This window comes from Ensifer sp. GW101-20A05, assembly GCF_059424735.1.
Genome location: NZ_JBWKZT010000001.1, coordinates 379,859 through 395,317 on the forward strand (window position 1 = coordinate 379,859; position 15,459 = coordinate 395,317).

Sequence of the window (15,459 nt, forward strand, 5' to 3'; positions counted from 1 at the left end):
GCCTCCGGGGCGACGAGAATGTCTCGCGCTGATTTGAAAATCCTTGCTCAACATAGGCACGATATCCGCATGCAAAATTTCCGGAAGACAGCGACAAGTGCGCTCCTAACAGTCGCGACGCTCATCGGGCTGGGGCTGGGTAGTGGCGACTTTGCGGCGGCTGGGATGAAAGAAGCGATCGAAGCGTTCAGGCGAGCGGAATATCGAGAAGCATATCGCCAGTCTCTGCCAGAGGCCGAGCGCGGCAATGTTGCGGCACAGAGCATGGTGGGATCCCTATACTCATATGGCCGCGGAGTGGAACAAGACTACTCCAAGGCGTATCACTGGTTCAAACGCGCAGCTGATCAAGGTGATCCCAGCGCACAATATGCCGTTTCCCAATCGTACGAGACCGGTCTCGGTATCGAGCAAGATACCCAAGCCGCTGTTCACTGGCTTAAGAAGGCAGCAGAAGGTGGGTTCTCGCTCGCTCAATTGTCTCTAGCACGCCACTACCGCGAAGGCGTGGGAATGCCGAAAGATCCGGAACAGGCGTTACATTGGGAAACGCGGAGCGAGCAGGACCCAGCCAACCAAATAATTGGGGAAGCCCTGGATCGCATTGGCGAAGAGTAAGACCATAGCCGAGCGCATGAGGGCATACTGGGTCAAAGCCGTATGCCACCAGCATAGCGACTTGCTGGCTTCCCCCTCCTACCCCTTCTCCTTCAGCGTCTCCTTCTGGGTGATCAGCCGGGCGCTGTGCTGGCCGCTGAGATAGGTCCAGAACCAGCTCCAGGCGACGGCGAAGCGGCTGCGCGTGCCGATCAGGAAGTAGATGTGGGCGATGCCCCAGATCCACCAGGCAAGCGCGCCCTTCAGCTTGAACCGGCCGAAATCGATGATCGCGGCGCGGCGGCCGATGGTGGCAAGGCTGCCCTGGTGGCGGTAGCGGAAATCGGCGGGCGGTTTGTCGCCGGCAAGCCGCGCGCGGATGACGTCGGCCACATAGGCGCCCTGCTGTTTGGCGGCGGGCGCAATGCCCGGCACCGGCTTGCCGCCGTCATAGGTAACCGAAGCCGTGTCGCCGATGACGAAGACATCGGGATGATCGGGCGCAGTCAGATCGGCGCCGACGATCGCCCGGCCGGCGCGGTCAGCCGTGATATCCAGCCAGCGGGCAGCGGGTGACGCCTGGACGCCCGCGGCCCAGACGAGCGTGCGGCTGCCGACGAATTCCTCGCCGATCATCACGCCCTCTTCGGTGCAGGATGTCACCGGCGTGCCGGTGCGAACCTCGACGCCGAGGCGCTCCAGTTCCTTGACCGCATAGGCCGAGAGATCCTCGCTGAACGCAGCGAGAATGCGCGGACCCGCCTCGACCAGGAGCACGCGCGTTTGCCGCGTATCGATGCGGCGAAATTCGTCTGGAAGCGTGCGATGCGCCATCTCGGCGATGATGCCGGCAAGCTCGACGCCCGTCGGGCCGGCACCGATGACGGTGAAGGTCAGGAGCGCTGCGCGGGCATCCGGATCCTCTTCCAGCTCGGCGCGCTCGAAGGCGAGCAGCACGCGGCGGCGGATCGTCGTCGCGTCCTCCAGCGTCTTCAGGCCGGGGGCGAAGGGCTCCCATTCGTCATGGCCGAAATAGGCATGCGTCGCCCCGGTCGCCAACACCAGCGTATCGTAGCCGATGCGCTTGCCGTCCCTGAGAACGACCGCCTTTTCGGCCGCGTCCACATCCGTCACCTCGCCGAGCAGCGTCGTCACCTCCGGCCGGTCGCGCCAAAGGCTGCGGATCGGCCAGGCGATTTCCGAGGTGGCGATCAGCGTCGTTGCCACCTGATAGAGCAAGGGCTGGAAAAGATGGTGGTTACGCCGGTCGATGAGGGTGATGCGAACCGGCGCGCCGGCGAGCCCTTTGACGAGCTGCAATCCGCCGAACCCGCCGCCAACGACGACCACATGATGCCTGTCCTGCATGTTTGCTTCCAGCTGGCTCCCAGCCGGCCTTCTATTGGACATGCCACGAGATTGGGGTTGTGGTCAGCAAGGACAAGCGCAGCCACCTCATGTCACCCTTGCAAAAAGTCAAGAACGGCCGGCGATCAAGGCCTTGTCGCGAAGGTGATCTCGTCGGCCGCGTCCACCAGCACGATCTCGTCACCGAGCGACCATTCGGCCGCGCGCGCGGCCAGACGCGCCGGCACCATCGGCGAGCGGCCGGGACCGGGCGGCACGTCATAGGTGGCATGGGCGTCGTTGGCGAGGATCACGGTGAAGCCCTTGGCGATCGCCGTGCGGGCCGTCGCCGCCAGGCACATCTCCGAGAGCATGCCGCAAATTGCGATCGTTTCGATCTCTCGCTCCCGCAACAGATCCTCAAGGTCGGTGCCATCGAAACCGTCGTCCTTCAGTTTGCGCACCACCGCCTCTTCCGCCTCCGCCGAAAAGAAGAGCTGCCAGCCGTCGGTCTCCGGCTCGTCGGAGGCACCCTCGGGTCCGTCATTCTGCAGGAAGATCACCGGCACGCCTGCCGCACGAGCCTTTTTCAGCAGAAGACCGACGGCACGCTGAAGGTCGACGTGGCCGGGCACCGCCTCCGGTCCGGCGATGAAGGCGCGCTGAACATCGACCACCACAAGCGCATCGGCAACGTCGCCTTCGTTCGCCATGCTCGCGTCGTTTGCCTCATCCGTCATTGATTCTTACTCCGCATAATCGACCGGCACCGCCGTGCCGCTCTTCAGGATTTCCATCGAGATCGAGGCGGAAACGTCGAAGAGCTCCACCTTTCGCACGATCTGCTTGTAGACCACGTCGTAGTGCTCGACGCGCGGCAGCACGACCTTGACGATATAGTCATAGTTCCCCGTCAACCGATGTGCCTCGACGATTTCAGGGATATCGCTGATCGCGCGGCGGAACGTCTCGATCCACTCGTCCGAATGATGCGCCGTCTTGATCAGCGCGAAGACGGTCGTCGGCACGCCCATGCGCTCGCGATCGAGCACGACGATGCGCCGGGCGATGTAACCTGCCTCCTCCAGCCGCTGGATGCGGCGCGAACAGGCGGAAAGCGAAAGATTGACCCGCTCTGCCAATTCGCCGACCGCGACGCTGGCATCCTGCTGCAACAGCCCAAGCAGCTTCCTGTCTCTCTCGTCAAGCACGCCGATCCCTCCACCCATTGCGATTCAATGCCGTATATATTTGCACAAATTTACCTCTATGCGCAAATTTTTCGCGCCGAACGGCATTCCTCTCGCGAACAAAGCGAACCATTCCGGCGGCTTCGGCCGCATAGTTCTGGCCATCGAACAACGGCGTGCCCCGGCGCGCCATAAAGGGAAAGAGGAATGGCGATGCGCAAGATCGGTCTTATCGGCGGCATGAGCTTCGAAAGCTCGGCAGTCTATTATCGCATGGTCAACGAGGCCGTTCGCGAGCGTCTGGGCGCCCTGCATTCGGCCGAGGTGCTGCTGCACTCCGTCGACTTCCAGTCGATCGTCGACCTGCAGAAGGCCGGCCGCTGGGATGATGCCGCCAAGCGGCTTGCCGATGTCGCCCGCGGCCTGGAAGCGGCCGGCGCCGATTGCGTGCTGATCTGCACCAACACCATGCACCTGATCGCAGACGCGGTGCAGGCGGCCGTCGACATCCCGCTGATCAACATCATCGACGAGACGGCCCTTCGCCTCAAGGCCGCCGGCAGCCGCAAGCCGCTGCTGCTCGCCACCCGCTATACCATGGAGCACGGCTTCTACGCAGAGCGCATGCGGAGCCACGGCATCGACATCATGGTGCCGGACGCGGATGGCCGGACGCTCGTCCACAACGTCATCTTTGACGAACTCTGCGCCGGCAAGGTGCTGCGCTCTTCCCGCAGGGCGTTGATCGACCTGATCGACAAGGCCGAGGCGGAAGGCGCGGACGCCGTCATCCTCGGCTGCACCGAGATCTGCCTGACCCTCGACCCCAGGGCCCTGCCGCTGCCGGGCTTCGATTCCACCGCGATCCACGCGGACGCCGCCGTCGAGTTCGCGCTGATGGACGCCGCGCTGGCACGGGCTGCCTGAACAGAACCGAGAAACGGGTGCAAACGCAGGGCGGGCAATCCGCCCTCCGCTTTGCGTCCAGTCATTTTCTTGGCAGCGGTTGCAGGAAGATGCGCTCGTAGCTGATGAACGGCGGATCGTCCGCGTAACGTGTATTGGCAGCGATGCCGTCCGGATCGCTGGCAACGTCACGGCGATAGCGGCGGTAAGCCGCCTCGTCCGGAAGGGTAAAGAGCGCGATGGCGACATCGCCGGCGCCCTCCTCGCCGACACCCGGAAAGCTCGTGCCGATGCCCTCGGGCTTTTCGCGCGGGATGAAATAGCCGTGGTGCGTGCCGCCGTGACGCTCGATGAGCGTCATCCAGGTTTGGGCATAGGCATCGAACTCCGTCATCCGGCCCTGCGCGAGCCGGTAGCGGATTTCACAGGTGACGGGACCATCCGGCATCAGGCTTCCTCTCCCTTGTGTCCAGATCTTGGACCGCGAAGGCCGATGCAATTGCCCCAGGGATCGCGCACCTGGCACATCCAGAGCCCCTCCTGGATCGCCATCGGTCCACGATAGAGAGGTGCGCCGAGCGCTTCGAAATGGGCAAGCGCCCGGTCGAAGTCCTCGACCGCCCAGTAGACGACGGAACCTGCGGCACCACTCGCCACCTTCTCGTCCGCCTGAACGATTTCGAGATCCACCGTGCCGACCTTGAGATAGGCGAAGTCGAACGCCTGAAGCCATTGGCGTTCGGCCGTTGGGAAAGCACGCTGATACCAGGCGAGTCCCGCTTCCGTGTCGGGAACATGCACCAGTATGGCCGCCACGCTTTCGGTCATCGCAATTTCTCCATCCCTCCATCCGGCCCTCTCGTTACAGGATTCGCCGACTGCCTCAGGCGGAAATCGCATCCGAGGCGGACCGGAACAGGCCGTCCGGGCGCGCGCCCAACGCCTGCCAATCGCATTCGGCAAGCCCGGCCGACGCGAAGGGGTCGATCAGCGTGCCCGAGACGATCGAGGCGAGCAGCGCCTGCATCGGCGGCGTGCGGGCGATCGTCGCGACCAGCCGGTCGCGCAGCCAGGCGAGCAGCGCCGAGTCCGACTGGTAGAACGGCGTGAAGGCCAGCGAGAGAAGCTGGAACAGCGCGACATGATTGCGCCGCGCGGCAGCATAGGTGGCAAGGGCGCAATCAAGATCCGGCGCGGTCTCCAGCGCATGCGCCAGCGCCGCCACGTCGAGAAGCGCCATGTTGGCCCCCTGCCCGAGCTGCGGGCTCGTCGAATGGGCACTGTCGCCGACGAAGGCGATACGGCCGGAGACGGGCGGGCGCATGGTGCGATGCGCATAACGCGCCAGCGTCAGTTGCTCCCAGTCGGCGACCTGATCGAGCAAGGGCGCACAATCCGGCCAGTAGTCGAGGATACGCGCCTTCCAGCGCTCAAGCCCGGCAATGCGCACCGCGTCCGCATCCGCGACCCTCAGGCTCCAGAAGAAGGCGACGCGCGCCTTCTCGCCGACCCGCGCCCTGCCCGCCGGCAGGATGCCGATCATCACCCGCGCCTGGTCGTAGCGCTGCACCAGGGCGTGAGGATCATGGACGAGCCCTTCGCTGTCGAGCGTCGCCCAGAAGGCACCATAGGTGAGCTCGCGAACCTTGGGCGCGACAGTGGAACCGGCCGATAGCGTCGAGCCCGCACCGCTCGCGTCGATCACCAGATCATAGGCGCCCGTCTCCCGCCGCTCTGCATCCAGAAGCACGGCCTTGCCACCGGCCATTCGAACATCAGCGAGCGTGACGCCGGTGCGAACCGGCAAACCGGCGGCGATCACGGCATCATGCAGCGTGTTGAAAAGCGCCGCCCGCTGCACCGCCAGCCCGAAGCGGCCACCGGCAATTGCGTCGTAGCGCACGTCGAGAACAGTGCGGCCGGATTTTGCGTCGGCGCCATAGAGTCGGTCGATCCGGCTGCCGAGGGCAAGCATGGACGGCAGCAGGCCGAGCGCGTTCAGCACCGTCAGTCCCGTCGGCTGCAGCATCAGGCCGGAACCGACCGGCGAGGCCACGTCGAAGCGTTCGAGGATTTCCACCCGATGCCCCTGCCGCGACAACATCAGCGCCGCCGCGAGCCCCGCCGGGCCAGCGCCCGCAATGCCGATATCAAGTGTCTTCATGGGTCCCCGAGGTGAGTAGGAAGTCGACGAAACTATAGGGAAATTCAAGGCGCTAGCGCAAGTCTGCAAGACAGGACACGACGTCGCGCGTCGCGCCTCACAACCGCCCCTCATCCGGCCTGCCGGCCACCTTCTCCCCGCAGGCGGGGCGAAGGAGACCCGTGGCACCTGCTCGCTCCACCTCACGATTTTCAGTCACGACCTTCTCGACAGCAGGCCCCGGCCGGGAACGCAGCCGTCGTCCACGTCCCCTCTCCCCGCCCGCGGGGAGAGGGCTAGGGTGAGGGGCAAACTCCGCTAGCGATGGCCCGCAACGAGAGCGCCGCATGCGCAACGGACTAGCCCTGCGGTGGATTCGGCTGCTACAGCCCTACGCCTCCGCGTCGTACACCTCGCGTGCCGCGCGGATCGCTCCGTGGTTTTCCAACGACCAGTCGACGAAATGCTTGAGCAGGCCAAGCAGGGAGCGGCCGAGATCGGTCAGTGCATATTCCACGCTCGGCGGCTGGGTCGGGTAGACGGTGCGGTGGATGTAGCCGTCGCGCTGCAGGTCGCGCAGCGTCTGGGTCAGCATGCGCTGGGAAATGTCGGGGATGAGCCGGCGAAGCTGGGAGAAACGCAAGGGACCGTCGGCCAGCGACAGGATCATCAGCGAGTTCCACTTGCCGCCGATATTGTCCATGACGTCGCGCACCGGGCAGTTCTCCATGTCCATCGGAACGCCGCAGACGATGGCCACGCGCTTGCCCTTCACATCCCCGGTCAGCTTGTTCATAGGCGGTACCCTTCCTGTAACCACAGCAGAAAAAACTGCCTCCTTTACAGCTGTACCGAGATTACGAGATAAGAGCAAGTCTCAAAAAGAGACCATGTGCCGCGCGACCTCCCGGGCCGCCGGCATCAACGACGAGCGAGGAAAGTGCGGGCGATCTCCCGCTGCCATCCCGTCTCAGGTTTAGAGGAAAAGGAAAGACCATGTCCGATACATTGCTCGTCACCGGCGCGACCGGCCAGCTCGGCAAGCTCGTGCTCGACCAGCTTCTTGGCTCCGGCGTCGAGCCGACCCGGATCATCGCCACCAGCCGTGACTCGGCCAAGCTTGCCGACTACACGGCCAAGGGCGTTCAGGCCCGCGTCGCCGATTTCGACGACCCGGCCTCGCTCGACAAGGCCTTTGCCGGCGCCGACCGGATCCTGATCATCTCGACCGATGCGCTGGATCAGCCGGGCAAGCGCCTGAAGCAGCACCTCGCCGCCGTGGCAGCTGCGAAGAAGGCCGGCGCCAAGCATATCCTCTACACCTCCATGCCCAGCCCCGAGACATCGGTGATCCCCTTCGCGCCCGATCATCTCGGCACCGAAAACGCCATCAAGGCGACCGGCATCCCCTACACCATCCTGCGAAACGGCTGGTACATGGAGAACCTGTTCATGGCCCTGCCGCACGCGCTTGAGACCGGGCAATGGTATTCCTCGTCCGGCGAAGGCCGCCTCGCCCACATCGCCCGCGCCGATGCCGCCAGGGCAGCCGCCGCTGCGCTTGCCTCAGCTGTGAACGAGAGCCGCACCTATACGTTGACCGGCGGCGAGCTGCGCTCGACCGACGAGATCGCGGCCCTCGTCGCCAAGGCGACCGGCAAGCGGCTTGATGTCGTGCACATCTCGGACGAGGCGCTCGCGGGTGGCCTGAAGGGCGCCGGCCTGCCGGACTTCCTCATCCCGATCGTCGTCTCCTTCGACGCCAACACCCGCGAAGGCCATATCAACATGGTCACGAACGACGTGACGTCTCTGACGGGTGCAACGCCGGTAAAGCTCGGCGCTTTCCTGGAAGCGAGCAAGGCGAGACTTGCCGGCTGAGGAAGGAATCCGGTCCGAAACGACGCGAGCCCGGCCATCCGTGCCGGGCTCCCAGATTGCGACGAGGGAGATGCCCAATTGCGTCTTCCGCCCCGGCAGCAGGATCTTGTCAGTCGCCGTCGCCACATTTGTTCTTGTTATGTTCAGTATGACACGCTATGCATTCCCCACCTTCACCACCGGAGAAAGGGGACATTATGAGCGCTTATTTGACCGTGGGTGCCTTGGACTGCGCCCGCTCGAATGCCTTCTATGACGCAATTCTCGCGACCATCGGATGGAGCAAGCACATAGAGTTTCCGGACTGGCGCGCCTATTCCGAAGGCGGAACCGGCAAAGGCTTTGTCCTGTGGGTCTGCAAACCTTTTGACGGTGAGCCGGCGACCGCCGGAAACGGCTCCATGGTCGGGTTCATGGCCAAGTCGCCCGCGGAGGTGGATGCTTTCTACCAGGCCGCCATCATCAATGGCGGGGCGGACGAAGGCGCACCCGGGCCGCGTCCGCACTATGGGCCCGACTGGTACTCCGCCTACATGCGCGATCCATCCGGAAACAAGATTTCAGTCGTCTACAACGGCTAGGGTTGCCGTAGCGGACAATACGGGACGGCATTGCGAAAACGACGTGCACGGACGGATCGCGACCATGCTTTGCGGGTTCCCCTGGGCTTGTTTCCCATTTCCCAAGGGGCTGGACGGGCCGTGCGCAGGGCCGCGCCTGCCGCACGGTCCGCTCGGATCTTGCCTGGCTTAGCGTACGGCCTCCACCGGCGAGGCATCTGCCCGCAGCGCGATCTCCGCAAGCACGAGCGCGCTGGTTCCGGCGACAAAGAACCCGGCGGAAAGATTGAGCGTCGTGCCGTCGTAGAAGGCGCCGAATGCGATCGCGAACAGGGTCGCGATCAGGCTCGAGCCGGAGGCGATCAACGACGCCCCGAGGCCCGCCACCTGCCCCAGCGAGCGCATGGCCATGGCGTTCAGGTTGCCGAAGAGCACCCCGATCGCAAAGAAGGCCGCAAAGCCGAGTACCAGCAGCACGGCAAGAGGCGGCCTGCCTGCCCAGAAGGTCGAAGCAGCCAGCATCGCGAGCCCCGCCACCGCCAGGCCGATGAAGCCATATCGCGCCATCGCCTCCGAACCGAAGCGCTGCACGAGCTTGGCATTGAGGAACGATGCAAGCCCGATGCCGGTCGCCAGCATGGCAAAATAGAGGGGAAAGGTCTGCCCGATCCCGTAGGCGTCGAAGAACAGGTCCGCCGCTGTGCTGAGATAGAGGAGCTGCGCGCCGAAGACGAGCCCAGTCGCCAGGATCAGCAGTGTCACGCGCCGGTTTGAGAGGATACGCCGCCCGTTCGACACGAGGAGCCGCGGGCGAAAGGGAATGCGTTTCTCTAGCGGCAACGTTTCCGGCTGGCGCACCACCAGCCACATGCCGAGAAGTCCCGCCGCCGCTAGATAGACCGCAAAGACGCTACGCCAGCCACCGACGGTGATGATCCCTTGCGCGAGCGTCGGGGCCAGCATCGGCACGAGAATGAACAGCGTGAACATGAACGACATCACACGCGCCATGGCGTCACCTTCGAACTGGTCGCGGATCATCGCCCGCGTCGCAATCTTCGGCCCCGAGACCCCGACGCCCTGAAGGAAGCGGCCGAGAATCACCATCTCGAGCGAGCCGGCCGCCATGGCGATGATCGTTCCGAGCGCATAGACGCCAAGCCCCAGAACAAGCGCCCTCTTCCGCCCCATCGCATCGGAGAGCGGCCCCAGCAGCAGCTCGCCAAACGCCATGCCGAGGATGAAAAGCGAGATGATGTGCTGGGTCGAAAGTGGCGGCCGAACGCCAAGATCGACCCCGATCTGGCGCAGGCCCGGCAAAAGCGCATCGATGCTGATCGAGGTCAGCGACGTCAGAAGCGCATAGAGAACGATGCGCTCGCGGAAACTGGTCTGAAATGTCATTGGCTGCACACAAGGGAAGGAAAGACTCGACCTATAGCAGTCTTGCCGCAGGCCTGCGCGCACCAGTCGCAACATCAACCGAAAAAAACGCCGGTTTCTGCAGATGATATTTTCGGATCGGCGAGGCTTATGAATTGAGGTGTGACGCATCCGCAAGACCGACAACCGCCCGGTTTCGGAAGAAATCGTCCTGGCGCAGATGCGTGATGCTTCCCGATTTTGCCGGAAAACTCAGGAAGCCAGTGGCGCCGATCGGGATCTTCATCCAGGCGGCAAGCACCAGCGTCAGCGTGAAGCCGTGGGTGACGATGATCTGCGTTTGGCAGGGCCGCGCGACGATGGCGTCGACGCAAGGGAAGACGCGCAGCGCCACCTCGCGCCGGGTTTCTGCGCCATCGATCCCGCAGGGATCATCGAGCCGATTGTCATCCGACGCCGGGGTGTAGCGCGCATCGAGCCAGGCCTGGGGCCTGCCACCGGCAACGCCATAGCTGATTTCCCGGAGATCGGCGGTTTCCATCACCGGCCGTTGAAAGCGCCTTGCTATCGCATCGGCCGTCTGGGTGGCGCGGCGCAGATCGGAGCTATGGATTTCCACGTCCCTTCCGCCAACCAAAGCCACCAGCCGTTCGGCCGTCGCCTGCGCATCCCTCATGCCGCGCGCTGTCAGATCCGTGTCGTACCAGCCACCCACCTTGCCTTCCAGGTGATGGACGGATTCCGTGTGGGTGACGACGAAGAGATCCTTCATGGCATCGCTCGGGTTTCCGCAAGGCGCTGCTGCCGCGCAAGAACTAGGGCGCAAATGTCGCCTCAGACCTCCTGCCCGCAGGCGCGACGGAAGCGGCGCACCGTCTCGGCCATACCGTATTCCAGCGCATCGGCCGTCAGGCCGTGACCGATCGAGACTTCGGCAAGATCGGGGATGTGCCGGGCGAGCAACGGCAGGTTGGCCACCGTCAGGTCGTGGCCCGCATTGACGTCGAGCCCGAGGCTTGCGGCAATCGCAGCCGTGCGGCCAAGTTCGGCGGCGATCTTCTCGGCCTTGTCCGGGTCGTCATAGCAACCGCCATAGGGGCCGGTGTAGAGTTCGATGCGATCGGCGCCGGTTTCCTTGGCAATCCGCAAGGCCTCCGTATCCTCGTCGCCATCGGCAAACAGCGAAACGCGAAAACCCTTCTTCTTCAGCCGGCCGACGACATTGCCGAGCAGGTTGTGGTTCTTGCGGAAATCCCAGCCGTGGTCCGAGGTCGCCTGCGCCGGATCGTCGGGCACCAGTGTCACCTGCTCCGGCCGATGCATCTCCACGAGGCCGAGGAATTCCTCGTTCGGATAGCCTTCCATGTTGAATTCCGTCTCCGGAAACGCCTGGTCGATCAGGTCGCGGATCGGCTGCAGATCGCTGAAGCGGACGTGGCGCTGGTCGGGACGCGGGTGCACGGTGAGACCGGCAGCCCCCGCTTCGAGCGCGATGCGGCCAAGCGCGGTGACGGAAGGCCACGGCAGATCGCGCCGGTTGCGGAGCATTGCGACGGCATTCAGATTCACGGACAGTTTTGCAGGCATGTCTGAACTTTCCAGAAAGCGGGCCCCAAGGCGGACCCAGACGCAGGCAATGTGGTTGCAATGTTCTACTGCATAATTGCTGAAACCGAAAACAGTTTGAGGTCCGATTATGCAGCAATTCCAACGGGGTCGCAGGGGAGCGATGCGGCGTTTGCGCGCGGTTCGTTTGCCCGCCTTGTCTTGACCAAGTCTTGACAATCGACGTCTCTAATATGCGGGAAGGCTCAATCACGAGCGGCGAAAATGGCCGACTGGACTTCCGCTACCATCTGCCACAGGGAGAACCGGCGCAATTTTTACGTTTATTTCAGAAAAAACTCAAATTTGGCGTCTACACCCCTGACAACCACCTTTTTAGGGCTTAACTTTCCGAATCAGATCGAATGGCCCAGCCCGCGCCGCGATCGCATTTCATAGATTTTAGTTCACATGACACTGGAGCAAGAACGGATGACGACGGTCGAAAGACCCTGCGACGAGACGATTCGACGGGCCCTCCGTCGTATCCTCGAAAGCAAGGCTTTCGCGCGTTCAGAGCGCCTCAGGGCCTTCCTCACCTATGTGGTCGAGAAGGAGATGGCCGGCGAAGGCCATCAGCTCAAGGGTTACTCGATCGCGATCGACGTCTTCGAGCGGCCCCAGGCCTTCAACGCCGACAGCGACCCGCTTGTGCGGGTGCACGCCGGCAAATTGCGCAAGCTGCTCAAGGCTTTCTACGAGGGCGACGGTGCCGATGACGAATGGCGGATCGCCATTCCGAAGGGAACCTATGTTCCGGAGTACCAGCGCGCCCGCAACGAGGAAGAGCATCAAGCGGCAGCCTCGCCCCGCCAGCCGAAACTGACGAAGCGGCGCTTTGCCGGGCACCGGCCCGCCTGGCCGCCGGCGCCCTTCTCGTCGCCGCTCTCGGTGCTGACCGTGCTGCCGCTGCTCCTTTTCGCGCCGATGCCCTCGCAGGAAATGACGCTGGACATCGACGCGCAGGCAAAACTCTTCAACGCGCGCCACGCGACCGAGCGGGTACTGCCCTCGGTTCAGGTGAAGATGGCCGGCGCCGAAAACGAAGATGCAAAAGCGTTTGCCACGGCGCTTCGCCTTGCGGCCCAGCGCCACAAGACGCTGGCCCGCGCCACCGACGGCGACACCGGTCGACCCGTTTCGCGCAATTCCGCCCTGTCGTTCACCGTGCAGGTGACCTGGTACGATGCGCCGGCGCAGGGCATCCGCGTCACCCTCTCGCATGATGGCGAGAACGTGCCGCTGCGCCAGGACTTCATTACCTGGAAGCGGCTCGCGTCCGAGCCGGACCTGCTTTACGAGAGCATGTCGCTGGCGTCGGAACTGTTTTCGCTCGACGGCGAGATCTACGAGCACGCCCGCCAGGAGCAGATCGAAAGCCCCCTCATGGGCTGCATGGCCGCTACCCAGCGCTATCGCAAGCACCTGACCCGGGGTGCCTTCGAGGAAGCCTGGTCCTGCCAGCAGAAGCTGTCGCCGTTGCGCGGGGACGAACCGCTGTTCATCCTGAGCTCCAACAGCCCGCTCAAGGTTATCGGCCACTGACCTCGTGACCGCATGCGCCGCATCTTCGAGGACGCGGCAAGCTCACCGTAACGCTTTGAATCACTGCATGTTTTCCTGGAGCGGCCTGCAGCGCCGCGCGTCTTATCAGACGCGCAAAGATCGCTGTAGCACTTTGATTTTCTGCATGTCTTGGCCCTTAAATCGAGATCGATTTAAGGAGACAGGCAGTAGGGAGCCGTGCAGCGGCAGCGGCACCACCAGGCGGGGAAAACGGTCGTCAGCCTACCAATATTAAAGACTGGTCATATATTTGATTCGCGTATACGGTGCACGCATGCGTTGGGAATGGATGCCTGGTTGCTCGTCAGGCAAGCATCGAAGTCCTGAGTAGAACCGCGTGGTCCACGCGGGGTGCCCCAGCCGAGCAGCAGGCATTGTCGTTGTCGGTCAACGAGTGCCTCAGCACGCGGACGCGGTCCGCACCTATGAGACCCGGTGATCGCCGCCGCTTCCGGACGCGGACTGTTACACCCTGGGTCGGCCTCGATTCAGGTCAAATATGCGGAAAATCAAACGTTACAGAGACAACGCGCCGGATAGACGCGGCCTGTAGACCGGGGACAATCGATATGCCGCGAGACCACTGGAAATACGAAGGCATGCTCGCCGCGCCCGAACGCGTCGGCTTCCTGCCCATCCTTCCCCTTCCCCATCATGATCCGACGGCCCCGCTGGCGATCGCCGATATGGCCGATGCCTTCGGCGTCACCCACCGCACCCTGCATTTCTACGAGGAGAAAGGCCTGCTGACCGCCGCGCGCATGGGGCCGATGCGGGTTTACAATGAAGAACACATCCGCCGCATGGCTGTCATCAACGCCTGTCGGGAGATCGACATGCCGATCGCCGCCATCCTGGAGCTTCTGACCGGCCTTGCCGGCACCGAAGAACAGGCAGACGCCGACCAGTTGTTTCGCGAGGCGCTGCTGGCGCGGCGCCGGGAACTTGCCGCCCAGCAGGCGAACCTGCGCCGCCAGATGCAGCGCATCACCGAGCTGCTCGAAAGCAGCGATGGCAGCGGTACCGCGACCGATGAAGATGACCATGTCCACCTTTCCCCGATCGAGAGCGAGTGTCTGACCTTCATGGCCGACGGTTATCCGGCCCCGCGCATCGCCGGCCTGATGGAGATGGACGTCGCCGCGGCGCTCACGCTCGAAGCCGGCATCATCCGCAAGTTCGGCGCCAACAACCGCTTCCAGGCAATCGCCAAGGCCGTACTCGCCGGAATGATCTCGGCGGAGTAACCGAAGCACCTTACGGCGGTTTTCGTCTTCGCCTGGACGCGTGGCGCAGCGCCGCTGCGTCTGGATGCGGAACCGCCAGAGCCCGTTCGGTGGCCCGTCGCGCCGCCGGTTTGGGCGCGTTTCTCTCGGGATCGTCGACAATGGGATGTCTTCGACGCCGCGCTCATGTTACGAGGCGCTTATGAGCAATTCCAGGAAAAGTGTGAAACGGTTTTCCGTCCGGAATTGCGCAATTTCAAACAGTTGGAGCAATTCGCTGTTTCAATGAAACAGTGAAATGCTCTAAACGACGCAAGTGAGATACCCCGATGCTTCCCTGGATCCAGCTAGACCGAGCCACCATTCCCGGAGACGATGACGAGTTGCGCCTGAAGCAGCGTGGCCAGGAATTTTCCATCATGCTCGGCTCGACCGAACTGATGAACAGCCGGCTGAGCGGCTCGGAAGAGGCGCTGGCGACGCTCGCCCACGAGCGGATCGCCGGCCGGAAAAACATGAGCATGCTGATCGGCGGCCTCGGCATGGGGTTCACATTGCGAGCGGCCCTCGCCGTGCTGCCGGACGATGCCAACGTCGTCGTCGCAGAGCTCGTGCCGGCCGTCGTCGAATGGGCGCGCGGCCCCATGGCTGATCTTCACAAGGGCACGCTCGACGATCCCCGCGTCGATATCCATGTCGGCGATGTCGGCGCGCTGATCCGCTCGAAGAAGGCCGCCTACGATGCCATCCTGCTCGATGTCGACAATGGCCCGGACGGATTGACGCGCCCCTCCAACGACAGCCTTTACAGCCATACCGGGCTTCGCGCCGCCCAGGCGGCGCTGCGGCCCAGCGGCGTGCTTGCCGTCTGGTCCTCGGCGCCGGACAGCGCTTTTACGCGGCGATTGCGTGAGGTCGGCTTTGCCACCGACGAGGTCAATGTGCGCGCCAATGGCAAGCGTGGCGGTGCGCGCCACGTGCTGTGGATGGCGACCAAGCGATAATCGTCCGTTATGCGGCCGGCCTTATCCAGCTTGCCGCCTACAGCGCCGCGC

17 protein-coding genes are annotated in these 15,459 nt (G+C 63.7%); 7 read left to right on the plus strand and 10 right to left on the minus strand.

All coding sequences use genetic code 11. The features are described 5' to 3' along the window. The first annotated feature begins 18 nt into the window (after positions 1 to 18). Positions 19 to 618: a tetratricopeptide repeat protein gene (locus AC070A_RS02040; protein ID WP_112994506.1), complete on the plus strand. Its 600-nt coding sequence runs from the start codon at positions 19 to 21 to the stop codon at positions 616 to 618. 78 nt (positions 619 to 696) lie between these two features. Here the strand turns inward: AC070A_RS02040 and AC070A_RS02045 are convergent, their stop codons facing one another. The 3 genes from AC070A_RS02045 to AC070A_RS02055 form a co-directional block, all read right to left on the minus strand. Further along, positions 697 to 1,965 (minus strand): NAD(P)/FAD-dependent oxidoreductase, encoded by a 1,269-nt coding sequence (locus tag AC070A_RS02045; protein ID WP_112994507.1) that lies wholly within the window; start codon positions 1,963 to 1,965, stop codon positions 697 to 699. A 125-nt stretch (positions 1,966 to 2,090) separates the two neighbouring features. Then, the gene (locus tag AC070A_RS02050; RefSeq protein WP_113479408.1) at positions 2,091 to 2,684 is read right to left on the minus strand and encodes an isochorismatase family protein; all 594 of its coding nucleotides are present in this window, start codon (positions 2,682 to 2,684) and stop codon (positions 2,091 to 2,093) included. 6 nt (positions 2,685 to 2,690) lie between these two features. Continuing rightward, positions 2,691 to 3,155, minus strand: coding sequence for an Lrp/AsnC family transcriptional regulator (locus AC070A_RS02055; protein WP_065374885.1), 465 nt, complete (start codon positions 3,153 to 3,155; stop codon positions 2,691 to 2,693). 186 nt (positions 3,156 to 3,341) lie between these two features. Between AC070A_RS02055 and AC070A_RS02060 the strand changes: the two genes are divergently transcribed. Next, complete coding sequence (locus tag AC070A_RS02060; protein ID WP_082663464.1) at positions 3,342 to 4,061, plus strand: aspartate/glutamate racemase family protein; 720 nt, start codon at positions 3,342 to 3,344, stop codon at positions 4,059 to 4,061. A 61-nt stretch (positions 4,062 to 4,122) separates the two neighbouring features. Here the strand turns inward: AC070A_RS02060 and AC070A_RS02065 are convergent, their stop codons facing one another. The 4 genes from AC070A_RS02065 to AC070A_RS02080 all read right to left on the minus strand — a co-directional run bounded on the left by AC070A_RS02065 (position 4,123) and on the right by AC070A_RS02080 (position 6,979). Then, positions 4,123 to 4,488: an NIPSNAP family protein gene (locus AC070A_RS02065; RefSeq protein WP_112994510.1), complete on the minus strand. Its 366-nt coding sequence runs from the start codon at positions 4,486 to 4,488 to the stop codon at positions 4,123 to 4,125. After that, the gene (locus AC070A_RS02070; RefSeq protein WP_113479407.1) at positions 4,488 to 4,868 is read right to left on the minus strand and encodes a VOC family protein; all 381 of its coding nucleotides are present in this window, start codon (positions 4,866 to 4,868) and stop codon (positions 4,488 to 4,490) included. The genes AC070A_RS02065 and AC070A_RS02070 overlap by 1 nt, the downstream gene beginning before the upstream one ends. A 55-nt stretch (positions 4,869 to 4,923) precedes the next feature. Then, positions 4,924 to 6,204, minus strand: coding sequence for an FAD-dependent oxidoreductase (locus AC070A_RS02075; protein WP_113479406.1), 1,281 nt, complete (start codon positions 6,202 to 6,204; stop codon positions 4,924 to 4,926). 370 nt (positions 6,205 to 6,574) lie between these two features. After that, positions 6,575 to 6,979 carry a winged helix-turn-helix transcriptional regulator gene (locus tag AC070A_RS02080; protein WP_058321302.1) on the minus strand — a complete coding sequence of 135 codons (405 nt, stop codon included), beginning with the start codon at positions 6,977 to 6,979 and terminating at the stop codon, positions 6,575 to 6,577. Between the two features lie 200 nt (positions 6,980 to 7,179). On the opposite strand from AC070A_RS02080, the gene AC070A_RS02085 reads away from it, so the two are divergent. Beyond that, complete coding sequence (locus tag AC070A_RS02085; RefSeq protein WP_112994511.1) at positions 7,180 to 8,064, plus strand: NmrA family NAD(P)-binding protein; 885 nt, start codon at positions 7,180 to 7,182, stop codon at positions 8,062 to 8,064. A gap of 197 nt (positions 8,065 to 8,261) precedes the next feature. Next, positions 8,262 to 8,645, plus strand: a complete 384-nt coding sequence (locus AC070A_RS02090; protein WP_112994512.1) for a VOC family protein — start codon at positions 8,262 to 8,264, stop codon at positions 8,643 to 8,645. A gap of 168 nt (positions 8,646 to 8,813) precedes the next feature. Here the strand turns inward: AC070A_RS02090 and AC070A_RS02095 are convergent, their stop codons facing one another. From AC070A_RS02095 to AC070A_RS02105, 3 genes are all read right to left on the minus strand, one after another. Continuing rightward, positions 8,814 to 10,028 (minus strand): multidrug effflux MFS transporter, encoded by a 1,215-nt coding sequence (locus AC070A_RS02095; protein ID WP_112994513.1) that lies wholly within the window; start codon positions 10,026 to 10,028, stop codon positions 8,814 to 8,816. 127 nt (positions 10,029 to 10,155) lie between these two features. After that, positions 10,156 to 10,779 carry a histidine phosphatase family protein gene (locus tag AC070A_RS02100; protein WP_112994514.1) on the minus strand — a complete coding sequence of 208 codons (624 nt, stop codon included), beginning with the start codon at positions 10,777 to 10,779 and terminating at the stop codon, positions 10,156 to 10,158. A gap of 62 nt (positions 10,780 to 10,841) precedes the next feature. Beyond that, positions 10,842 to 11,594 (minus strand): pyridoxine 5'-phosphate synthase, encoded by a 753-nt coding sequence (locus AC070A_RS02105; RefSeq protein WP_057253646.1) that lies wholly within the window; start codon positions 11,592 to 11,594, stop codon positions 10,842 to 10,844. Between the two features lie 450 nt (positions 11,595 to 12,044). Between AC070A_RS02105 and AC070A_RS02110 the strand changes: the two genes are divergently transcribed. The 3 genes from AC070A_RS02110 to AC070A_RS02120 all read left to right on the plus strand — a co-directional run bounded on the left by AC070A_RS02110 (position 12,045) and on the right by AC070A_RS02120 (position 15,408). Beyond that, positions 12,045 to 13,157, plus strand: coding sequence for a hypothetical protein (locus AC070A_RS02110; RefSeq protein ID WP_058321296.1), 1,113 nt, complete (start codon positions 12,045 to 12,047; stop codon positions 13,155 to 13,157). Between the two features lie 590 nt (positions 13,158 to 13,747). Next, positions 13,748 to 14,425: a MerR family transcriptional regulator gene (locus AC070A_RS02115; protein ID WP_057253643.1), complete on the plus strand. Its 678-nt coding sequence runs from the start codon at positions 13,748 to 13,750 to the stop codon at positions 14,423 to 14,425. Positions 14,426 to 14,733: 308 nt separating this feature from the next. Continuing rightward, entirely contained in the window at positions 14,734 to 15,408 is a 675-nt protein-coding gene (locus tag AC070A_RS02120) for a spermine/spermidine synthase domain-containing protein (RefSeq protein WP_113737431.1), read from the plus strand. Positions 15,409 to 15,459 lie beyond the last annotated feature (51 nt).

Bases quoted from the DNA above. Each gene is read 5' to 3' on its own strand.
- AC070A_RS02045 (WP_112994507.1), bottom strand. From the start codon at position 1,965: ATGCAGGACAGGCATCATGTGGTCGTCGTTGGCGGCGGGTTCGGCGGA.
- AC070A_RS02100 (WP_112994514.1), bottom strand. From the start codon at position 10,779: ATGAAGGATCTCTTCGTCGTCACCCACACGGAATCCGTCCATCACCTG.
- AC070A_RS02080 (WP_058321302.1), bottom strand. From the start codon at position 6,979: ATGAACAAGCTGACCGGGGATGTGAAGGGCAAGCGCGTGGCCATCGTC.
- AC070A_RS02120 (WP_113737431.1), top strand. From the start codon at position 14,734: ATGCTTCCCTGGATCCAGCTAGACCGAGCCACCATTCCCGGAGACGAT.
- AC070A_RS02075 (WP_113479406.1), bottom strand. From the start codon at position 6,204: ATGAAGACACTTGATATCGGCATTGCGGGCGCTGGCCCGGCGGGGCTC.
- AC070A_RS02105 (WP_057253646.1), bottom strand. From the start codon at position 11,594: ATGCCTGCAAAACTGTCCGTGAATCTGAATGCCGTCGCAATGCTCCGC.
- AC070A_RS02060 (WP_082663464.1), top strand. From the start codon at position 3,342: ATGGCGATGCGCAAGATCGGTCTTATCGGCGGCATGAGCTTCGAAAGC.
- AC070A_RS02050 (WP_113479408.1), bottom strand. From the start codon at position 2,684: ATGACGGATGAGGCAAACGACGCGAGCATGGCGAACGAAGGCGACGTT.
- AC070A_RS02070 (WP_113479407.1), bottom strand. From the start codon at position 4,868: ATGACCGAAAGCGTGGCGGCCATACTGGTGCATGTTCCCGACACGGAA.
- AC070A_RS02115 (WP_057253643.1), top strand. From the start codon at position 13,748: ATGCCGCGAGACCACTGGAAATACGAAGGCATGCTCGCCGCGCCCGAA.
- AC070A_RS02085 (WP_112994511.1), top strand. From the start codon at position 7,180: ATGTCCGATACATTGCTCGTCACCGGCGCGACCGGCCAGCTCGGCAAG.
- AC070A_RS02040 (WP_112994506.1), top strand. From the start codon at position 19: ATGTCTCGCGCTGATTTGAAAATCCTTGCTCAACATAGGCACGATATC.
- AC070A_RS02110 (WP_058321296.1), top strand. From the start codon at position 12,045: ATGACGACGGTCGAAAGACCCTGCGACGAGACGATTCGACGGGCCCTC.
- AC070A_RS02095 (WP_112994513.1), bottom strand. From the start codon at position 10,028: ATGACATTTCAGACCAGTTTCCGCGAGCGCATCGTTCTCTATGCGCTT.
- AC070A_RS02065 (WP_112994510.1), bottom strand. From the start codon at position 4,488: ATGCCGGATGGTCCCGTCACCTGTGAAATCCGCTACCGGCTCGCGCAG.
- AC070A_RS02090 (WP_112994512.1), top strand. From the start codon at position 8,262: ATGAGCGCTTATTTGACCGTGGGTGCCTTGGACTGCGCCCGCTCGAAT.